11 protein-coding genes are annotated in these 17,580 nt (G+C 61.7%); 4 read left to right on the top strand and 7 right to left on the bottom strand.

What is annotated here, in order from left to right; all coding sequences use genetic code 11:
* The first annotated feature begins 99 nt into the window (after positions 1 to 99).
* The gene (locus M0746_RS11040) at positions 100 to 258 is read left to right on the top strand and encodes a hypothetical protein (RefSeq protein ID WP_258449191.1); all 159 of its coding nucleotides are present in this window, start codon (positions 100 to 102) and stop codon (positions 256 to 258) included.
* Positions 259 to 459: 201 nt separating this feature from the next.
* Here the strand turns inward: M0746_RS11040 and M0746_RS11035 are convergent, their stop codons facing one another.
* Positions 460 to 972 carry an MgtC/SapB family protein gene (locus M0746_RS11035; RefSeq protein WP_208941017.1) on the bottom strand — a complete coding sequence of 171 codons (513 nt, stop codon included), beginning with the start codon at positions 970 to 972 and terminating at the stop codon, positions 460 to 462.
* Between the two features lie 125 nt (positions 973 to 1,097).
* Here M0746_RS11035 and M0746_RS11030 point away from each other — a divergent pair, with 125 nt between their 5' ends.
* The 3 genes from M0746_RS11030 to mapR all read left to right on the top strand — a co-directional run bounded on the left by M0746_RS11030 (position 1,098) and on the right by mapR (position 4,616).
* Positions 1,098 to 1,331: a DUF3203 family protein gene (locus tag M0746_RS11030; RefSeq protein ID WP_258449190.1), complete on the top strand. Its 234-nt coding sequence runs from the start codon at positions 1,098 to 1,100 to the stop codon at positions 1,329 to 1,331.
* Positions 1,332 to 1,526: 195 nt separating this feature from the next.
* Positions 1,527 to 2,969 carry a cytochrome c oxidase accessory protein CcoG gene (gene ccoG / locus M0746_RS11025; protein ID WP_258449189.1) on the top strand — a complete coding sequence of 481 codons (1,443 nt, stop codon included), beginning with the start codon at positions 1,527 to 1,529 and terminating at the stop codon, positions 2,967 to 2,969.
* Positions 2,970 to 3,206: 237 nt separating this feature from the next.
* Positions 3,207 to 4,616, top strand: a complete 1,410-nt coding sequence (gene mapR, locus M0746_RS11020) for a GntR family transcriptional regulator MpaR (RefSeq protein WP_258449188.1) — start codon at positions 3,207 to 3,209, stop codon at positions 4,614 to 4,616.
* A 115-nt stretch (positions 4,617 to 4,731) separates the two neighbouring features.
* Here mapR and M0746_RS11015 read toward each other — a convergent pair whose 3' ends face one another.
* The 6 genes from M0746_RS11015 to M0746_RS10990 form a co-directional block, all read right to left on the bottom strand.
* On the bottom strand, positions 4,732 to 5,478 hold the full coding sequence (locus M0746_RS11015) for an SDR family oxidoreductase (protein WP_258449187.1): 747 nt from the start codon (positions 5,476 to 5,478) through the stop codon (positions 4,732 to 4,734).
* Between the two features lie 121 nt (positions 5,479 to 5,599).
* A complete protein-coding gene (locus M0746_RS11010) occupies positions 5,600 to 7,687 on the bottom strand; it encodes a putative bifunctional diguanylate cyclase/phosphodiesterase (RefSeq protein ID WP_258449186.1) in 2,088 nt (695 codons plus the stop codon).
* 666 nt (positions 7,688 to 8,353) lie between these two features.
* Positions 8,354 to 9,823 (bottom strand): efflux transporter outer membrane subunit, encoded by a 1,470-nt coding sequence (locus M0746_RS11005; RefSeq protein ID WP_258449185.1) that lies wholly within the window; start codon positions 9,821 to 9,823, stop codon positions 8,354 to 8,356.
* Positions 9,820 to 12,927, bottom strand: a complete 3,108-nt coding sequence (locus M0746_RS11000) for an efflux RND transporter permease subunit (protein WP_258449184.1) — start codon at positions 12,925 to 12,927, stop codon at positions 9,820 to 9,822. The genes M0746_RS11005 and M0746_RS11000 overlap by 4 nt, the downstream gene beginning before the upstream one ends.
* A 100-nt stretch (positions 12,928 to 13,027) precedes the next feature.
* Positions 13,028 to 16,129 carry an MdtB/MuxB family multidrug efflux RND transporter permease subunit gene (locus tag M0746_RS10995; protein WP_258449183.1) on the bottom strand — a complete coding sequence of 1,034 codons (3,102 nt, stop codon included), beginning with the start codon at positions 16,127 to 16,129 and terminating at the stop codon, positions 13,028 to 13,030.
* A complete protein-coding gene (locus M0746_RS10990) occupies positions 16,126 to 17,433 on the bottom strand; it encodes an MdtA/MuxA family multidrug efflux RND transporter periplasmic adaptor subunit (RefSeq protein WP_258449182.1) in 1,308 nt (435 codons plus the stop codon). The genes M0746_RS10995 and M0746_RS10990 overlap by 4 nt, the downstream gene beginning before the upstream one ends.
* Positions 17,434 to 17,580 lie beyond the last annotated feature (147 nt).

Below are 17,580 nucleotides of genomic sequence, written 5' to 3'. Positions count from 1 at the left end.
CAGATGAAATTGCTGTGTCACGACCGCGGATCGAAATCACCGCAAGGTGGTCAACCCACTTAAGCACGTCCCACGCCATGTGCCACACGGAGGTTACCAATGACTATCCCGATCCCGGCGGAAACGCCGGACCCGAACATCGACAAACCGACCTTGCCGGAAACCGAACCGCCGCCGGTGCCCGAGCAGGAACCGCCCGGCACCACACCACCGCCGAAAGAAGAACCACCGAGCACGATGCCCCCGGTTATCGTCTGATTTCTGTACCCGATCGTTCCCACGCTCCGCGTGGGAATGCAGCCCACTCTTGCACCTGATCGTTCCCCGCTCTGCGTGGGAATGCAGCCCGGGACGCTCTGCGTCCCTTCTGAAGCTGGAACGCGGAGCGTCCCTTGAGGCATTCCCACGCAGAGCGTGGGAACGATCACCGTGGCAGCGAATCACCGTGGCGGTGCTCGATCAGAGGTGGTCATTCTTGTCGACGTCCTTTTCGAATACTCGTACCACGTAAGGCATCACGCTGAAGATCGCCAGGGCCAGAATCGTACTCAGCAGTGCCGTCGCCTCCTTGCCCAACCCCACCGCCACGCCGATTGCCGCCGTCATCCATAACCCGGCCGCGGTGGTCAGGCCTTTGACGTGAGCCTCGTCACCCTGCTGATTCTTCAGAATGGTCCCGGCGCCAAGAAAGCCGATCCCGGCGATCACGCCTTGCAACACTCGACTCATGGCATCGGATTCCGCGCCCGACGTTTGCGGCACCAGCACGAACAACGCGGCGCCCAGCGCCACCAGCATGTGCGTGCGCACGCCCGCGGCCTTGCCCTTGTGTTCGCGCTCGAAGCCGAGAATGCCGCCGAGCACCGCCGCCATCACCAGGCGTACGGTGATGCGGGTGATTTGCGATGCATCGGCGACGTCGGCAAATTCCGCTTGCAGGGTTTGCCACACTTCTTCCCTCCAGTCTCCCATCGTGCAGTCTCTTGTTATTGGCTTGATAAACGATGGACAACGGCGACCATTAATCGGTTGCGCAGAACCAACCGCAACGCTTGCGCCCTAATCCACAAGACCCTCATGGAAAAAGGACAGCGCTCATGCCCGTTCGAATCGAGAAACAGACGTGCTTCTTCACCACCGAAAACGGCGAGGAAATCCGCCTATGCAGCGACCTTACGGTGATCACCGACACCGATAAAGCCATGTCGGCGGTCGATATCGATGGTCAACGTATCTACCTGACCGAGGCCGAAGTCGACGCACTGACCGTGGCCGGCGCCACGGACGGTCGCGAACACGTAAAAGCAGATACAGGTGATTCGGTGATTTGACTGACCTTGATCAACACCTGGCGCGAACACCTGCGATAGGTGTTTGCGCCTTTATCGGCACGCTGCTTCAAGTTGCCGCAGGCTCTTCACCAAACCTCATCTGATCCGCTTTTTATTCAAATACCTGAGTCTGTTCTGCAAACAGATCGACGCTCATAGTGCTCCGGCCTGATGGAGGCTGATGAGCGAACGACCATGAGCGAACAAATCCCCGTCCGAACCGTTGAAGCTTCGCCGACCCAAGCACCTCATATAAAGAAGGTGCCCGCACGCCCGCTGAAGGCAACGTTCAAGTCCAGCGACAACCAGATTCACACCCGCAGTTTCACCGGTCTGTTCCGTACCCTGCGCCTGAGTGGCGCTGGGGTTCTCTTCGCGTTGTTCTTCGGCACCGTGTGGCTGAACTGGGGCGATCGCCAGGCAGTGCTGTGGGACTTGGCCGAGAGCAAATTCCACATCTTCGGCGCAACCTTCTGGCCACAGGATTTCATTCTGCTGTCGGCGCTGCTGATCATTGCCGCGTTCGGCCTGTTCGCCATCACCGTGTTCGCCGGTCGCGTCTGGTGCGGCTACACCTGTCCGCAAAGTTCGTGGACGTGGATTTTCATGTGGTGCGAGAAAATCACCGAAGGCGAACGCAACCAGCGGATCAAACTGCAAGCCGCGCCGTGGACCTTGAACAAACTGGCACGCCGCGCAGCCAAGCACACCTTGTGGCTGGCGATCAGTGTGCTGACCGGGCTGACCTTCGTTGGTTACTTCACGCCGATCCGCCCACTTGCCGAGGAGCTGCTGACCTTGCAGATCGGCGGGGTCAGCCTGTTCTGGGTGTTGTTCTTCACCGCCGCCACCTACATCAACGCCGGTTGGCTGCGCGAGGCGGTGTGCATGCACATGTGTCCGTATGCGCGGTTCCAGAGCGTGATGTTCGACAAGGACACCCTGACCATCGCCTACGACGCCGCCCGTGGCGAAAACCGTGGCCCGCGCAAACGCGAAATCAAACCTGTAGAAGCCGGACTTGGCGATTGCATCGATTGCCAACTGTGCGTGCAGGTCTGCCCGACCGGTATCGACATCCGCGACGGCTTGCAGATGGAGTGCATCGGTTGCGCCGCGTGCATCGACGCCTGCGACTCGATCATGGACAAGATGAACTACCCGCGCGGCCTGATCCGCTACAGTTCCGAGCGCCAATTGCAGGGTGGCAAGACGCATTTGCTGCGTCCTCGTCTGATCGGATACACGCTGGTGCTGTTGGTGATGATCGGCGCGTTGGCGTGGGCGTTGGTGCAGCGGCCGATGGTCTCGCTGGACGTGACCAAGGACCGCGGACTGTTTCGCGAGAATGCGTCGGGGCAGATCGAGAACATCTACAGCCTCAAAGTCATCAACAAGACCCAACAACGGCAGAGCTACAACCTGAGCCTGGTCGACGCGGATGGCTTCCAGTTGCAAGGCCGGACCGAGCTGAGCCTGGCGCCCGGCGAGATTGTCGATGTGCCGGTGTCCGTAGCGATGACCAGCGAACGCCCGAGCAGCAGCTCGCAGACGTTGAGTTTCAAGATTGCCGACAGCGACGAGCCACAGGTATACAGCGTGGCGACGAGCAGGTTTGTCGCGCCGATGAATCGTTGAGCCGTTAGAATCGGGCCCCTCACCCCAGCCCTCTCCCGAGGGAGAGGGAGCCGACCGAGGTGTATGACTTTCTGCATCAACCTGCAAAACCGAGTCGATTATGGATTCAACACAGCCAGCTCAGGTCGGCATGTTTCTTGAGCATCCCCAATCAGTCCCCCTCTCCCTCTGGGAGAGGGCCAGGGTGAGGGGCCTTTCCCTGACACACCACAACAATCAAGAGCACCAAGGCCCCCAATGAAACGCTACGAAAAATTCGCCGACGACATCGCTGAACTGATCCGCTCCGGCGTCCTCGGCCCCGGCCAGCGCGTGCCGTCGGTGCGTTACGCCAGTCAGACCTACGGCGTCAGCCCGTCGACGGTGTTTCAGGCCTACTACCTGCTAGAGCGTCGCGGCCTGATCCGCGCACGCCCGCGTTCCGGCTATTTCGTCAACACCCATGCGCCGAGCCCGTTTTCCGAGCCGGTGATCAGCCATCAGGTCAGCGAGTCCACCGAAGTCGACGTCAGCGAACTGGTGTTCTCGGTGCTGGATTCGATCAAGGACCCGAACACCGTACCCTTCGGCTCGGCATTTCCCAGCCCGACTTTGTTCCCGCTGCAGCGGCTGTCGCGCTCGCTGGCCAGCGCCGCGCGCGAGATGGACCCGCGCATGGTGGTCACCGACATGTCGCCGGGCAACCCGCAATTGCGCCGGCAAATCGCCCTGCGCTACATGGTCGGCGGGCTGATGCTGCCGATGGAAGAATTGCTGATCACCAACGGCGCCCTCGAAGCGCTGAACCTGTGTCTGCAAGCGGTGACCGAACCCGGCGATCTGGTGGCCATCGAGGCCCCAGCGTTCTATGCCAGCCTGCAAGTGCTCGAACGGCTCAAGCTCAAAGCCGTGGAAATCCCGGTGCATCCGCGCGACGGCATCGACCTCGGCGTCCTCGCGCAGACGCTGGACCGCCATCCGATCAAGGCCTGCTGGTGCATGACCAGTTTTCAGAACCCGATGGGCGCGACCATGCCCGAGGCGAAGAAACAGGAACTGGTCCAATTGCTCCGCGAGCACCAGGTCCCGCTGATCGAAGACGATGTCTACGCCGAACTGTATTACGGCCAGCACGCACCGAAGCCGGCCAAGGCGTTCGATACCGAGGGGCTGGTCATGCATTGCGGCTCGTTCGCCAAAAGCCTCGCCCCCGGCTACCGCATCGGCTGGGTCGCTGCCGGGCGCTATGCGCAGAAAATCGAACGACTGAAACTGATGACCTCGCTGTGCGCCTCGATGCCGGCGCAAGCGGCGATTGCCGATTACCTGCAACACGGCGGCTACGACCGCCACCTGCGCAAATTGCGCTATGCGCTGGAGGAACAGCAAAGCGCCATGCTCGCGGCCATTGCCCGCTACTTCCCGGCACAGACGCGAGTCAGCCAGCCGGCAGGCGGGTACTTCTTGTGGCTGGAATTGCCACCGCAGATGGATTCGCTGAAGTTGTTTCAAATGGCGCTGGCCCAGGGCATCAGCATCGCGCCGGGGCCGATTTTCTCACCGACGCAGCGGTTTCGAAATTGCATACGCCTGAACTATGGCAGCCCGTGGACCGAGGATTCGGAAAAGGCCATGGAGACGTTGGGGCGGATTGTGCGGTCGTTCTGAAGATTGATGGCGCGTTCGATATAGCTATCGCGAACAGGCTCACTCCTACAGGGGAACGCATTTCAAATGTAGGAGTGAGCCTGCTCGCGCCAGGGCCGAACCAGAAGACGCAGAACTAGCGCCCGCCTCCCAGATCCACAAACGTCCCCGTCGCATACGACGCCTTGTCCGACAACAACCAGACAATCGCCTCTGCCACTTCATCCGGCCGGCCACCACGGGCCATCGGGATCGCCGATTCCAGTTTGCTGACCCGGTCGGGGTCGCCGCTCAACGCGTGGAAATCGGTATAGATGTAACCCGGACGCACCGCATTGACCCGGATGCCCTCGCCCGCCACTTCCTTGGAAAGCCCGATAGTGAAGGTATCGAGCGCGCCTTTGGAGGCGGCGTAATCGACGTATTCGTTGGGCGAGCCGAGGCGCGCAGCCACTGACGAGACGTTGACGATGCTGCCACCCTGACCGCCATGCTTGGGCGACATGCGCAGGATCGCGTGCTTGGCGCAGAGGATCGGCGCCAGCACGTTGGTTTTCATGATTTTCAGAATACGGAATTCGGACATCTCATCGACCCGCGACTTTTGCCCGACGGTGCCAGCGTTGTTCACCAGTGCGGTGACCCGGCCCAGCTCGATGTCGACGCGATGGAACAGCGCAATCACTTCGTCTTCGATACTGACGTCGGCGCGCACTGCAATGGCTTGGGCGCCGAGCGCACGGACTTGCTCCAGCACGCTTTGCGCGGCCTGTTCATCCGACTGATAGTTGATGCAGATCCGATAGCCCTGCGCGGCAGCCAACAGCGCCGTAGCGGCGCCGATGCCGCGCCCGCCGCCGGTGATCACGATGACTTTATCCATGCTGGCCTTTCCCCCAAATGCACACGTGACAGTCGGGGCCAAGAATAACCGTCATTGCCGGGTTTTGCATGCGCTCCCCTGTGGCAGCGAGCCTGCTCGCGAAGAACGATGACGCGGTCGATCAGGCCAGCGCCAACGCCAACGCCTCGCCACGCACTATGTCCTGCATGAATCGCTCGGCTGGCATCGGATGCCCGAGCAGATAGCCCTGCAAGGAATCACAGCCCAACTGCGTCAGAAACTTCTGCTGCACCCCGGTTTCGACCCCTTCGGCAACAATCCGCAGACCCAACGCCTGCCCCAGCGCCACGATCGCCGAGACAATCGCCGCGTCATCACTGTCGTGTTCCAGATCGCGGACAAAACCGCGATCGATCTTCAGCTCGTTGGCTGGCAGGCGCTTGAGGTACATCAGGCTGGAATAACCGGTGCCGAAATCGTCGATCGACAGGTCGACGCCCATGTCCGACAGCTCCTGCAATACGGTCATGCTCGCATCGGCATCGCTCATCGCCGTGGTTTCGGTGATTTCCAGCGTCAGGCTGTTCGCTGGCAAATGATGGGTGGCCAAGGCTTTGGCGACGCTGCGCACCAGTCCGGTGTGGCAGAACTGCAAGGCCGAGAGGTTCACGGCGATACGCCAGTCGGTGTAACCGAGCACGAACCATTCGCGCATCTGCCGGCAGGCCTCGTTGAGCACCCATTCGCCAATCGGAATGATCAGGCCGCTTTTCTCCGCCAGTTCGATGAATTTGTCCGGCATCAGCATGCCGTGCACCGGATGCTGCCAGCGCAACAACGCCTCCGCCCCGACCGCGCGGCCATTGCCGGCGTCGAACTTGGGCTGGTAATGCAGGCTGAACTGGCTGTGCTCCAGCGCCGCGCGCAGGTCTTGGAGCAACTGCAACTGCTTGCGCGCGTTGTTGTTCATCGAAGCATCGAAAAAGCTGTAGCCGTTCTTCCCGCCGCCCTTGGCGTGGTACATCGCCGCGTCTGCGTTCATTAGCAGTTCCTGGGCGTTCTGGCCGTTGCCCGGATACAGGGCGATGCCGACGCTGGCGGAGATTTGCAGGTCATGGTCGGCGACGCGGAACGCCTGGGCAATCAAGCCAACCTGACGCGCGGCCAGGCCCAGCGCATCATTGGGTTCGCTCAGACGCACCAGCAGGACGAATTCATCGCCGCCGATCCGCGCCAGCGTGTCCTGGCCGCGCAAGTCTTCACGCAGGCGCACACCGACTTCGCGCAGCAACTGATCACCCATGTGATGGCCGAACGCATCGTTGACCGGTTTGAAGCCGTCCAGATCGATGAACATCAAGGCGAAGCAGCCGCCGTGCTCGTCGACCTTTTTCATCGCCTGATTGATGCGGTCGTCGAGCAGCATGCGATTCGGCAGGCCGGTCAGCGGGTCGTGCAGCGCCAGCTGGGTGAGTTCGCGGTTGGCCACGGTCAACGAGTGTGCGAGGTCGGCGGTACGCGCTTCAAGGCGCGCATCGAGGATTGAGGTGAGCAAGGCAATCGACAGCACCGCCAGCGTGGTGATCAAGACCAGCCCGTCGAGGCCGTTGCCTTTCAGACCGTCAAGGGTGGCGCCGCAGAAACTGCCCGCCGGAAATTGCGCAGCGGCCATGCCGGTGTAATGCATGCCGACGATGGCGACCCCCATGATCACCGCCGCACCCGCGCGAATCAGCCGCACGTACGGCGAATGCTGGCGCAGTCGGAAAGCGATCCACAGCGCTGCGGCCGAAGCGCCGACGGCGATCAGCAACGAGGCGCCGAATAGCGCTGGATCGTAATCGATGCCGGGCATCATGCGCATCGCCGCCATGCCGGTGTAATGCATGGCACTGATGCCGGCCCCCATGATCAGCGCGCCGAAGCCCAGCTGCAGGATCGGCAGCTTCGGCTGGCTGACCAGCCACAGGGCAAAGCCGCAGGACAGCACGGCGATCAGCAGCGACAGCGCGGTGAGGACAATGTCGTAACCCAGATCGATCGGCAGCTTGAAGGCGAGCATGCCGATGAAGTGCATCGACCAGACCCCAATGCCCATGGCGAACGCGCCGCCGGCCGTCCAGAAATGCACAGCGCGGCCCTTGGCGGTGGCGATGCGGCCGGTGAGATCAAGTGCGGTATAGGAAGCGAGGATCGCCACGCACAACGAAATGAAAACCAGAGTGGAGGAATAACTACCGATGAGCATGGGGATTCTCGTGGACACCCAACGCACAATCGCGTCCATTCTCGGTCGGGTAAATGCGGCGATTGTACTGATTGCGCGGAAGAACGCACTGACAAAGTTATCAAATGGCCATCAAGCCGATGAAGCGGTGTCAGATCGTCTTACAATCGGCCGGTTCGCAGATTTCTGAAGCGCTGATCGTTCCCACGCTCCGCGTGGGAATGCAGCCCGGGACGCTCCGCGTCCCATCCAAAGCCGAACGCAGAGCGTCCGTAGAGGCATTCCCACGCAGGAGCGTAGGAACGATCCATCCGGGCAGTGACTGTGCGGACGCTTTCGCGACCAGGCTCGCTTGATCGTTCCCACGCTCCGCGTGGGAATGCATCCCGGACGCTCCGCGTCCCATCCAAAGCCGAACGCAGAGCGTCCGTAGAGGCATTCCCACGCAGGAGCGTAGGAACGATCCATCCGGGCAGTGACTGTGCGGACGCTTTCGCGACCAGGCTCGCTTGATCGTTCCCACGCTCCGCGTGGGAATGCAGCCCGGGACGCTCCGCGTCCCATCCAAAGCCGAACGCAGAGCGTCCGTTGAGGCATTCCCACGCAGGAGCGTGGGAACGATCCATACAGGCGGCGACCGCGCGGACGCTTTCGCGAGCGGGCTCGCTCCCACAAGTGTTCGGCCAGTTATTGCGTGTCGCTGACTTCCAGCTGGCCATCCCAACCACCGCCCAGTGCCGCGATCAACTGCACGCTGGCGATCAAACGGCTTTGCAGGATATTCAGCACGCTGCGCTCGTTGCTCAGCGCCGTGGCTTGCACCACGACCACGTCGATATAAGCGATCAGTCCCGCCTTGTACTGGTTCTCCGTCAGGCGCAAGGAATCGCGCGCCGCGTCGAGCGCTTCCTGACGCACCGCGGCTTCTTCTTCATACACCTTGAGCTGCACCAGATAGTTTTCCACTTCGCGGAAACCGTCGAGCACGGTCTGCCGGTACTGGGCCACGGTCTGGTCGTATACCGCCTCGGTGCGGTCGACTTCCGCCGAGCGCTGGCCGCCGTCGAACAACGGCAGCGCCAGTTTCGGCCCCACCGACCAGAAACGGTTCGGCAGGCTGATCAGGTTCTGCGAGGTACTGCTGCTGTAGCCGCCACTCAAACTCAGGGTCAGATCCGGGTAATACGCGGCTTTCGCCACGCCGATATTGGCGTTGGCAGCAATGACCGAGCGCTCGGCCGAAGCAATGTCCGGACGGCGTTCCAGCAATTGCGACGGCAGACTCACCGGCACCTGCGGCAGTTTCGGGATGGTCTGCACTTCGGCAATGCTGAAGTCGGCCGGCGCTTGCCCGGTGAGCACGGCGATGGCGTTCTCGAATTGCGCGCGTTGCCAGATCAGGTCGACCAGATCGGCTTGGGTACTTTTCAGCTGGGTCTGCGCCTGCGCGACCGCGTCACGCCCGGAAACCCCGGCGCGGTACTGGTTCTGGGTCATCTGCAACGACCGCTGATAAGCCGCAACGGTCGCTTCGAGCAAACGTTTCTGCTGATCGATCACGCGCAATTGCAGGTAGTTCTGCACCAGTTCCGACTGCTGGCTCAGGCGCATCGCCGCCAGATCGGCAAAACTGGCCTGGGCGCTGGCCTCGTCGGCTTCGAGGCCTCGGCGCAGTTTGCCCCAGACGTCGGCTTCCCAACTGACACCCAGCTCGGCGTTGTAGGTATCGCGGATACCACTGGAAGAACTGCTCAGGCTCGAACTGCTGCTGCCGGTGCCCTGGCTGGAGCGAGTCTTGCCCACGCTCAGGTCGACGCTGGGGTAAAACGCCCCGCGCGCGCTGCGCACCAAGGCCTGGGCCTGGCGATACTGGGCTTCCGACTGGGCGACGGTCTGGTTGGAGCTGTTGAGTTTCTCGATCAGCCCGTTGAGCTGTTGATCGCCATACAACTCCCACCAGGCGCCGCGGGCCAGCGCATCGCTCGGGTTAGCCTGGGTCCAGCCTGCGGCTTCCTTGTACTGAGCGATTTCAGCCGTCTGCGGGCGTTGATAATCCGGGCCGACAGCGCAGGCACTGAGCATCGCCACGCACAGCGACAGACTCAGCAAACGCGAGCCCCGTGCAGTGGCCAGATTGAAGAGCGAACGGTCAGTCATAGCGGAGTTTCCAGAGCGGCGTCAGTACGCACGCCACGCCATTTGTTGAAACGATGGCGCAGCTTGTCGAGATAGAGGTAAACCACCGGGGTGGTGTAAAGCGTGAGGATCTGGCTGAAGACCAGCCCGCCAATGATGGTCAGACCCAGCGGCTGGCGCATTTCCGCACCTTCGGCACGGCCAAGCAGCAGCGGCAAGGCACCGAGAATCGCCGCCAGCGTGGTCATCAGAATCGGTCGCAGCCGTTGCAGGCAGGCGCTGCGGATCGATTCCAGCGGCGACAGGCCCTGATGGCGTTCAAGTTGCAACGCAAGGTCGATCATCAGAATGGCGTTTTTCTTCACCACGCCGATCAGCAGGAACAGGCCAAGCAGGGAAATCAGGCTGAACTCGCTACCCAGCAAGTAGATTGACAGCAACGCCCCGACACCCGCCGACGGCAGCGTGGAAAGAATGGTCAGCGGATGAATATAGCTTTCATACAACACGCCGAGGACCAGATACACCGCCAGCAGTGCGCCGAGAATCATGAACGGCTGGCTCTTTTGCGTCGCGGCAAAGGCGTCGGCGGTGCCGGCCATTTTCGCGATCACGTCTTCCGGCAAGCCGACTTTGGCGATCGCCCGCTCGATGGCCGCGCTGCCCTGCTCCACCGTCACGCCTTCAGCCATGTCGAACGCGATGCTCTCGGAGGCGAACTGGCCTTCATGGCTGACGCGGTCGTCCTCCAGGCTGTTTTCGTAATGAGCGAAAGTCGAAAGTGGCACGCGCGCGCCATCGGCAGTGATCACCTGCACTTGCTTGAGGGTCACCGGGTCCTGGGCGTATTTCGGATTGACCTCCATCACCACCTGATACTGGTTGAGGCTGTCGTAGATCGTCGAAATCTGCCGCTGGCTGTAGGCGTTGTTGAGCACGGCGGTGACCATGTCCATGTCGACGCCCAGGCGCTTGGCCTGATCGCGATCAACGATCAGCGTGACTTGCTGAGCCCCCGCGCCTTCTCGGGCATCAATCGCGGTCAGCTCGGGCAAGGCACGCAACGCGGTGACCACTTTCGGGTACCACTTGCGCAGCTCGCCCAGATCACCGCTTTGCAGAATGTAGCTGTACTGCGAAGTGGTCTGCTCGCGGCCGCCGCCAAATTGCAGGTCCTGGTCGGCCATCAGCATCAGTTGTGCACCGGGCACCTTGGGCATTTCCTTGCGCAGGCGTTCGATGACTTTCTGTGCGTTGAGCTGGCGGTCCTTGATCGGCTTCAGGCGCACCAGCATGAACGCATTATTGGTGCCGTTGCCGCCACCGATGAACCCGGCGACACTTTCCACCGCTGCGTCCTTGAGCACGGCACGGCGGAAAATTTCCATTTTCGGCTGCATCACGCTGAACGACAGGCCGTCGTCGCCGCGTACAAAACCGATCAACTGGCCGGTGTCCTGCTGGGGCATGAAGGTTTTCGGCACCACCACGTACAGGGCGACGTTGACCGCGACGGTGATCAACAGGCTGAGCAGCGTCAGACGGCGGTGGCGCAGCACCCAGTCGAGACTGCTGGCGTACTTGTCGACCATCCAGTCGTTGCTTCGCTGGCTCCAGCGTTGCAGGCGATTTTCCTGACCCGGCGTGTGCGGCTTGAGCCAGCGCGCGCAGAGCATCGGCGTCAAAGTCAGCGATACCACCAGCGACACGATGATCGCCGCCGCGAGGGTGATGGAAAACTCGCGGAACAGGCTTTCGACAATCCCGCCCATGAACAGAATCGACAGGAACACCGCCACCAGCGAGACGTTCATCGACAGCAAGGTGAAACCGACTTCCTTGGCGCCGAGGTACGCGGCCTGCATCGGTTTGACGCCTTCGTCGATGTGCCGGGAAATGTTTTCCAGCACCACGATCGCATCGTCCACCACCAGACCGGTGGCGAGAATCAGCGCCATCAGCGACAGATTGTTCAGTGAGAAGCCGTACAGGTACATCACCGCAAAAGTGCCGACCAGCGACACCGGCACCGCCAGGGTCGGGATCAGCGAAGCTCGGAAATTCCCGAGAAACAGGAATACCACCAGAATCACAAGGGCGATGGCTATCAACAGGGTCATTTCCGCTTCGTGCAGGGTGGCCTTGATCACCGGCGAGCGGTCCATCGCCAGGTTCAGCTTGACGCTGGCCGGCAATACCGCTTGCAAGGCCGGCAGCTGCGCCTTGATCTCGTTGACGGTCTCGATGATGTTGGCGCCGGCCTGGCGGTTGATCACCAACAGCACCGCCGCGTCATTGTTAAAGAAACCACTGTTGTAACGGTCTTCGACGCCGTCGCTGACCTTGGCCACGTCCTTGAGACGCAGCGCCGCGCCGTCTGCGTAGTGGATGATCAGCGACTCGTAATCCTTGGCCTTCTCCAACTGGTCATTGGCCTGGATCTGCCACAGGCGCTGACCGTCCTCGACCGAACCTTTCGGCCGGCGCACGTTGGCTTCGGCGATGGTCTTGCGGACATCGTCAAGCGCCACGCCGTACTGGTTCAGCGCCTGCGGCTCAAGCTCAATGCGCACCGCCGGCAGCGAACTGCCGCCGATCTGCACTTCGCCGACACCCTGCACCTGCGAAAGACTTTGCGAAAGGATGGTCGACGCGAGGTCGTAGAGCTGGCCTTTTTCCAGCACGTCCGAGGTCAGCGAAAGCACCATGATCGGCGCCTGCGACGGGTTGACCTTTTTATAGGTCGGCATGCTGCGCATCCCGCTCGGCAGCAGATTGCGCGAAGCGTTGATCGCTGCCTGCACTTCCCGCGCCGCGCCATTGATGTCGCGGTCGAGGTCAAACTGCAGAATGACCCGGGTCGAGCCTTGGCTGGAGCGACTGCTCATGGTGTTGACGCCAGCGATTGCACCGAACGAACGTTCCAGCGGCGTCGCCACGGTCGACGCCATCACCTCCGGGCTGGCACCAGGCAGGCTGGCCTGCACGACGATCACCGGGAAATCCATCTGCGGCAGCGGCGAAACCGGCAACAGACCGAAACTCACGCCACCGAGCAGCATGATGGCCAATGAAAGCAGCATGGTCGCCACGGGGCGTTTGATGAACGGACCGGAGAGATTCATAAGTGGTAACCACCAGCTGCAAGCGGCAAGCCACAAGCCACAAGCTTGCAGTGAACCCGCTTCTCTCTTGCAGCTTGAAGCTTGGAGCCTGTAGCTGTTTTCATACCGAGACCTCTTCAGCGTCAGCCTTGCGCTTGCCAAAGCGTCGGCCGAGGCGGTCGAAGTACAGGTAGATCACCGGTGTGGTGAACAGCGTCAGCACCTGGCTCACCAGCAAGCCGCCGACCATGACCAGACCCAGCGGCTGACGCAGCTCGGCGCCAGAACCGGTCGCGAGCATCAACGGCACTGCGCCAAACAATGCCGCCAGCGTAGTCATCAGAATCGGCCGGAAGCGCAGCAGCGCCGCCTGATAGATCGCCTGTTCCGGGGCCATGCCCTGAGTGCGTTCTGCATCAAGGGCGAAGTCGATCATCATGATCGCGTTCTTTTTCACGATGCCGATCAGCAAAATGATGCCGATGATCGCGATCATGCCCAGATCGTTGCCGCTGAGCAGCAATGCCAGCAACGCACCGACCGCCGCCGAAGGCAGCGTCGAGAGAATCGTGATCGGGTGGATATAGCTCTCGTACAGCACGCCTAAAACGATGTACATGGTCACCACCGCCGCCAGAATCAGCAGCAAGGTGCTCGACAGCGACGCCTGGAAGGCTTCGGCCGCGCCCTGGAACTGGGTCTGCACGCCGACCGGCATGCCAATGTCCTGCTGCACCTGTTCGATCACGTCCACCGCATGCCCCAGCGCCACGCCGGGGGCCAGGTTGAAGGACATCATCACCGCCGGGAACTGGCCGATATGGGTGATCGCCAGTTGTGCCTGTCGCTCTTCGACGTGGGCCAGGCTCGACAGGCGCACCTGCGCATCGTCGGTGGTCTTGACGTGGATCTGGTCCAGCGCCTGCGGGCCGATGCGTTCGCCGGCCTGCGCCTGCAGCACCACGCGGTACTGGCTGGCCTGGGTGTAAATGGTCGAGATCTGCCGCTGGCCAAAGGCGTCGTACAGCGCATCGGTGATGTTCGACACCGAAACGCCCAGGCGTGAAGCGGCATCGCGGTCGATCACCAGATAGACCTGCAAACCCTTGTCCTGCAGGTCACTGGCAACGTCGGTCAGTTCCGGACGCTGGGCCAGTGCTTCGACCAGTCGCCCGCTCCATTGGCTCAGCAGTTCGGCGTCCGGCGAGGACATGCTGAACTGGTACTGAGTGCGGCTGACGCGGTCTTCGATGGTCAGGTCCTGCACCGGCTGCATGAACAGGCGGATACCCACCAGTTTGTCGAGCTTGGGTTGCAGACGCGCGATCACTTCACTGGCGCTCAGATCGCGCTCGCTGTGGGGCTTGAGATTGATCAGCAAGCGGCCACTGTTGAGGGTGGCGTTATCGCCATCGACACCGATATACGACGACAGGCTTTGCACCGCCGGGTCTTCGAGGATGACCCGGGCCAGCTCCTGCTGGCGCTCGCCCATGGCGGCAAAGGAGATCGACTGCGGCGCTTCGGAAATCCCCTGGATCACGCCGGTGTCCTGTACCGGGAAGAAGCCCTTCGGCACCACCATGTAGAGGAACACCGTCAGCGCCAGCGTGCCGATGGCCACCAGCAAGGTCAGCGGCTGATGCTTGAGCACCCACTGCAACATGCGCCCGTAGCCGGCGATCATCCAGTCGATGAAAGCGCCACTGGCCCGATAAAAACGGCCTTGCTCGTGTTCTTGCGGTTCACGTTTAAGCAAGCGTGCGCACATCATTGGCGTCAGGGTCAGCGACACCACCAGCGAAATCAGGATCGCCACCGCCAGGGTAATTGCGAATTCGCGGAACAAGCGCCCGACCACATCGGCCATGAACAGCAGCGGAATCAATACGGCGATCAGCGACAGGGTCAGGGAAATCAGGGTGAAGCCGATCTGTCTGGCGCCCTTGAGCGCGGCCTGCATCGGGCTGTCACCCTCCTCGATGAAGCGCGAAATGTTTTCGAGCATGACGATCGCGTCGTCGACCACGAAACCGGTGGCGATGGTCAACGCCATCAGGGTCAGGTTGTTGACCGAGAAACCGGCCAGGTACATCACGCCGAACGTGCCGATCAGCGACAGCGGTACGGCCACCGAAGGAATGATCGTCGCGCTGAAACGGCGCAGGAACAGGAACGTCACCATCACCACCAGAGCAATGGCGATGAGCAGTTCATGCTGCACATCGGTGACCGAAGCACGGATGGTCTGGGTGCGGTCGGTAAGCACCGTCACGTCGAGGCCGGCCGGCAGGTTGTCGGTGATGCTCGGCAGCAATGCCTTGATGCGGTCGACCACCTCGATCACGTTGGCACCGGGCTGGCGTTGAATGTTCAGCAACACCGCCTGATTCTGGTTGGCCCATGCCGCCAGACGCTCGTTCTCGGCACCATCGACAATCTCGGCGACGTCCTTGAGCCGCAGCGGCGCGCCATTCTTGTAGGCGAGGATCAGGTTGGCGTAGTCCTCGGGCGAAGTCAGCTGGTCATTGGCATCGAGCATCGACACCCGCGTCGGGCCGTCGAAGTTGCCCTTCGGCTGGTTGACGTTGGAGGCGCTGATCAACGTGCGCACGTCCGACAGGTTCAGGCTGTTCGCCGCCAGAGCCTCCGGGTTGACCTTGATCCGCACCGCCTGACGCTGACCGCCGGCAATGCTGACCATGCCGACCCCGCTGATCTGGGCGATCTTCTGCGCCATGCGCGTATCGACCAGATCGTTGAGCTTGGGCAGCAGCATGGTTTTCGAAGTGATCGCCAGTGTCAGCACCGGGGTGTCCGCCGGGTTGACCTTGTTGTACACCGGTGGTGCCGGCAAGTCGGTCGGCAGCAGATTGGTCGCCGCGTTGATCGCCGCCTGCACCTGCTGCTCGGCGACATCCATATTGATGTCGAGGCTGAAGCGCAGGGTCAGCACCGAAGCGCCGCCGGAACTGGTCGAAGCCATTTGCGTCAGGCCGGGCATCTGCCCGAACTGGCGCTCGAGCGGCGCCGTGACTGCGCTGGTCATTACATCCGGGCTGGCGCCGGGATACAGGGTCATGACGCGGATGGTCGGGTAATCGACCTGGGGCAGCGCCGACACCGGCAACAGGCGATAAGCGATCAGACCGGCGAGAACAATGGCCAGCATGCTCAGGGTGGTGGCTACCGGTCGGAGGATGAACAGCCGCGAAATGTTCATGCGCCCTTCTTGGCCTTGTCAGTCACGGCGGCGTCCGGCGCGTTGGCGGCGGATTTGCCTTGCAGGTGTTCGGTCGGCGTGGTCGGCACCTGATTGCTGTCGTTGACCACTTCCACTTCACTGCCCTCTTTCAGGCGGTCGGTGCCTTCCAGCACCACGCGGTCGCCTGCCGCCAACCCTTCGGTGACGACGGTGTTCTCGCCATCACTGGCGCCGATCTTCAGCTGGCGAATGGTGACTTTCTTGTCGCCGTCCAGCGCATAGACGAAGGTGCCGTTGGTGCCGAACTGAATCGCCGCCGACGGTGCCAGCACCACGCCCTTCAGCGTGTCCGCAAGCAAGTGGACGTTGACGAACTGATTGGGGAACAGCGCCTGATCGCGGTTATCGTAACGGGCCTTGAATTTCAGGGTGCCGGTGGCGACGTCGATCTGGTTGTCGAGGCTTTGCAGTACACCGGTGGCCTGCAGTTTGCTGTCGCCGCGATCCCACGCTTCGGCCTGCAGTTTGGCGCCGCTGCGATAGCGTGCGAGTACGGTGTCGAGGCTGTTTTCCGGCAAGGTGAAGGCCACGCTGATCGGCTGCGTCTGGGTAATCACTGCCAGCGCGGTGGTGTCGTTGGCGGTAACGAGGTTACCGACGTCGACCTGACGCAAGCCGACGCGCCCGGCAATCGGTGCGCGGATCCTGGTGAATTCGAGGTTGAGCCTGGCGTCGTTAACCGCCGCCTGATTGGTCTTGACCGTGCCCAGATACTGGCCGACCAGTGCTTCGGCGGTGTCCAGAGTCTGCTTGGCGATGCTGTCTTCTTTATACAGGCCGCGATAACGCTCGACGTCGACCTGAGCATTCTTCAGCTGCGCCTGATTCTGCAGCAAGGTGCCTTCGGCCTGCAGCAAGGCGTTCTGGTAGGGACGCGGATCGATCTCGGCCAAAACATCGCCGGCCTTGACCATTTGCCCTTCTTCGAAATTGATCTTCATCAGCTCGCCGCCGACCCGGCTGCGTACGTTGATGGTATTGAGCGCCGTCACGGTGCCCAGCGCCTTGTAATACAGCGGGAAGTCCCCGGTCACCGCTGGGGCCACGCGTACCGGAATCGGCCCGGTGCCGCCACCGAAGCCCGGCCGCATCATCCCCGAACGCCCGGTGTGCCCGGCCGCGGCCTTGTCACCGCCCTCCTTGTGGGCGGAACCGGCGGGCCAGAATTTCCAGCACAGGACGGCGATCACCAACAGGACAAGCAGGCTGATCAGCCAGCGACGGGATTTGCGGGAAGACGATTGCATGGAGTTATTGACCATTGGGCGCGTGGGCTTCTATTACGGGAGGCTGAACGATAAGCACTGACTGGATTTAAGCAAAGCAGCTTTACCGGCAATTTACCTTGCACTTACGTTTCAAGGTGTGAGGCAAAACCCTGATACACAAATGAAAACGGCCTGGACAGG

It is taken from the genome of Pseudomonas sp. S11P7, from assembly GCF_023195435.1.
Taxonomy (GTDB): Bacteria; Pseudomonadota; Gammaproteobacteria; order Pseudomonadales; family Pseudomonadaceae; genus Aquipseudomonas; species Aquipseudomonas fluorescens_G.
The sequence above is the reverse complement of the archived record's forward strand: the minus strand, read 5'-3'. Positions and strand labels throughout refer to the sequence as shown.

Excerpts from the sequence above, each read along its gene's own strand:
- M0746_RS11040 (WP_258449191.1), top strand. The coding sequence starts at position 100 with ATGACTATCCCGATCCCGGCGGAAACGCCGGACCCGAACATCGACAAA.
- M0746_RS11035 (WP_208941017.1), bottom strand. The coding sequence starts at position 972 with ATGGGAGACTGGAGGGAAGAAGTGTGGCAAACCCTGCAAGCGGAATTT.
- M0746_RS11030 (WP_258449190.1), top strand. The coding sequence starts at position 1,098 with ATGCCCGTTCGAATCGAGAAACAGACGTGCTTCTTCACCACCGAAAAC.
- ccoG (WP_258449189.1), top strand. The coding sequence starts at position 1,527 with ATGAGCGAACAAATCCCCGTCCGAACCGTTGAAGCTTCGCCGACCCAA.
- mapR (WP_258449188.1), top strand. The coding sequence starts at position 3,207 with ATGAAACGCTACGAAAAATTCGCCGACGACATCGCTGAACTGATCCGC.
- M0746_RS11015 (WP_258449187.1), bottom strand. The coding sequence starts at position 5,478 with ATGGATAAAGTCATCGTGATCACCGGCGGCGGGCGCGGCATCGGCGCC.
- M0746_RS11010 (WP_258449186.1), bottom strand. The coding sequence starts at position 7,687 with ATGCTCATCGGTAGTTATTCCTCCACTCTGGTTTTCATTTCGTTGTGC.
- M0746_RS11005 (WP_258449185.1), bottom strand. The coding sequence starts at position 9,823 with ATGACTGACCGTTCGCTCTTCAATCTGGCCACTGCACGGGGCTCGCGT.
- M0746_RS11000 (WP_258449184.1), bottom strand. The coding sequence starts at position 12,927 with ATGAATCTCTCCGGTCCGTTCATCAAACGCCCCGTGGCGACCATGCTG.
- M0746_RS10995 (WP_258449183.1), bottom strand. The coding sequence starts at position 16,129 with ATGAACATTTCGCGGCTGTTCATCCTCCGACCGGTAGCCACCACCCTG.
- M0746_RS10990 (WP_258449182.1), bottom strand. The coding sequence starts at position 17,433 with ATGGTCAATAACTCCATGCAATCGTCTTCCCGCAAATCCCGTCGCTGG.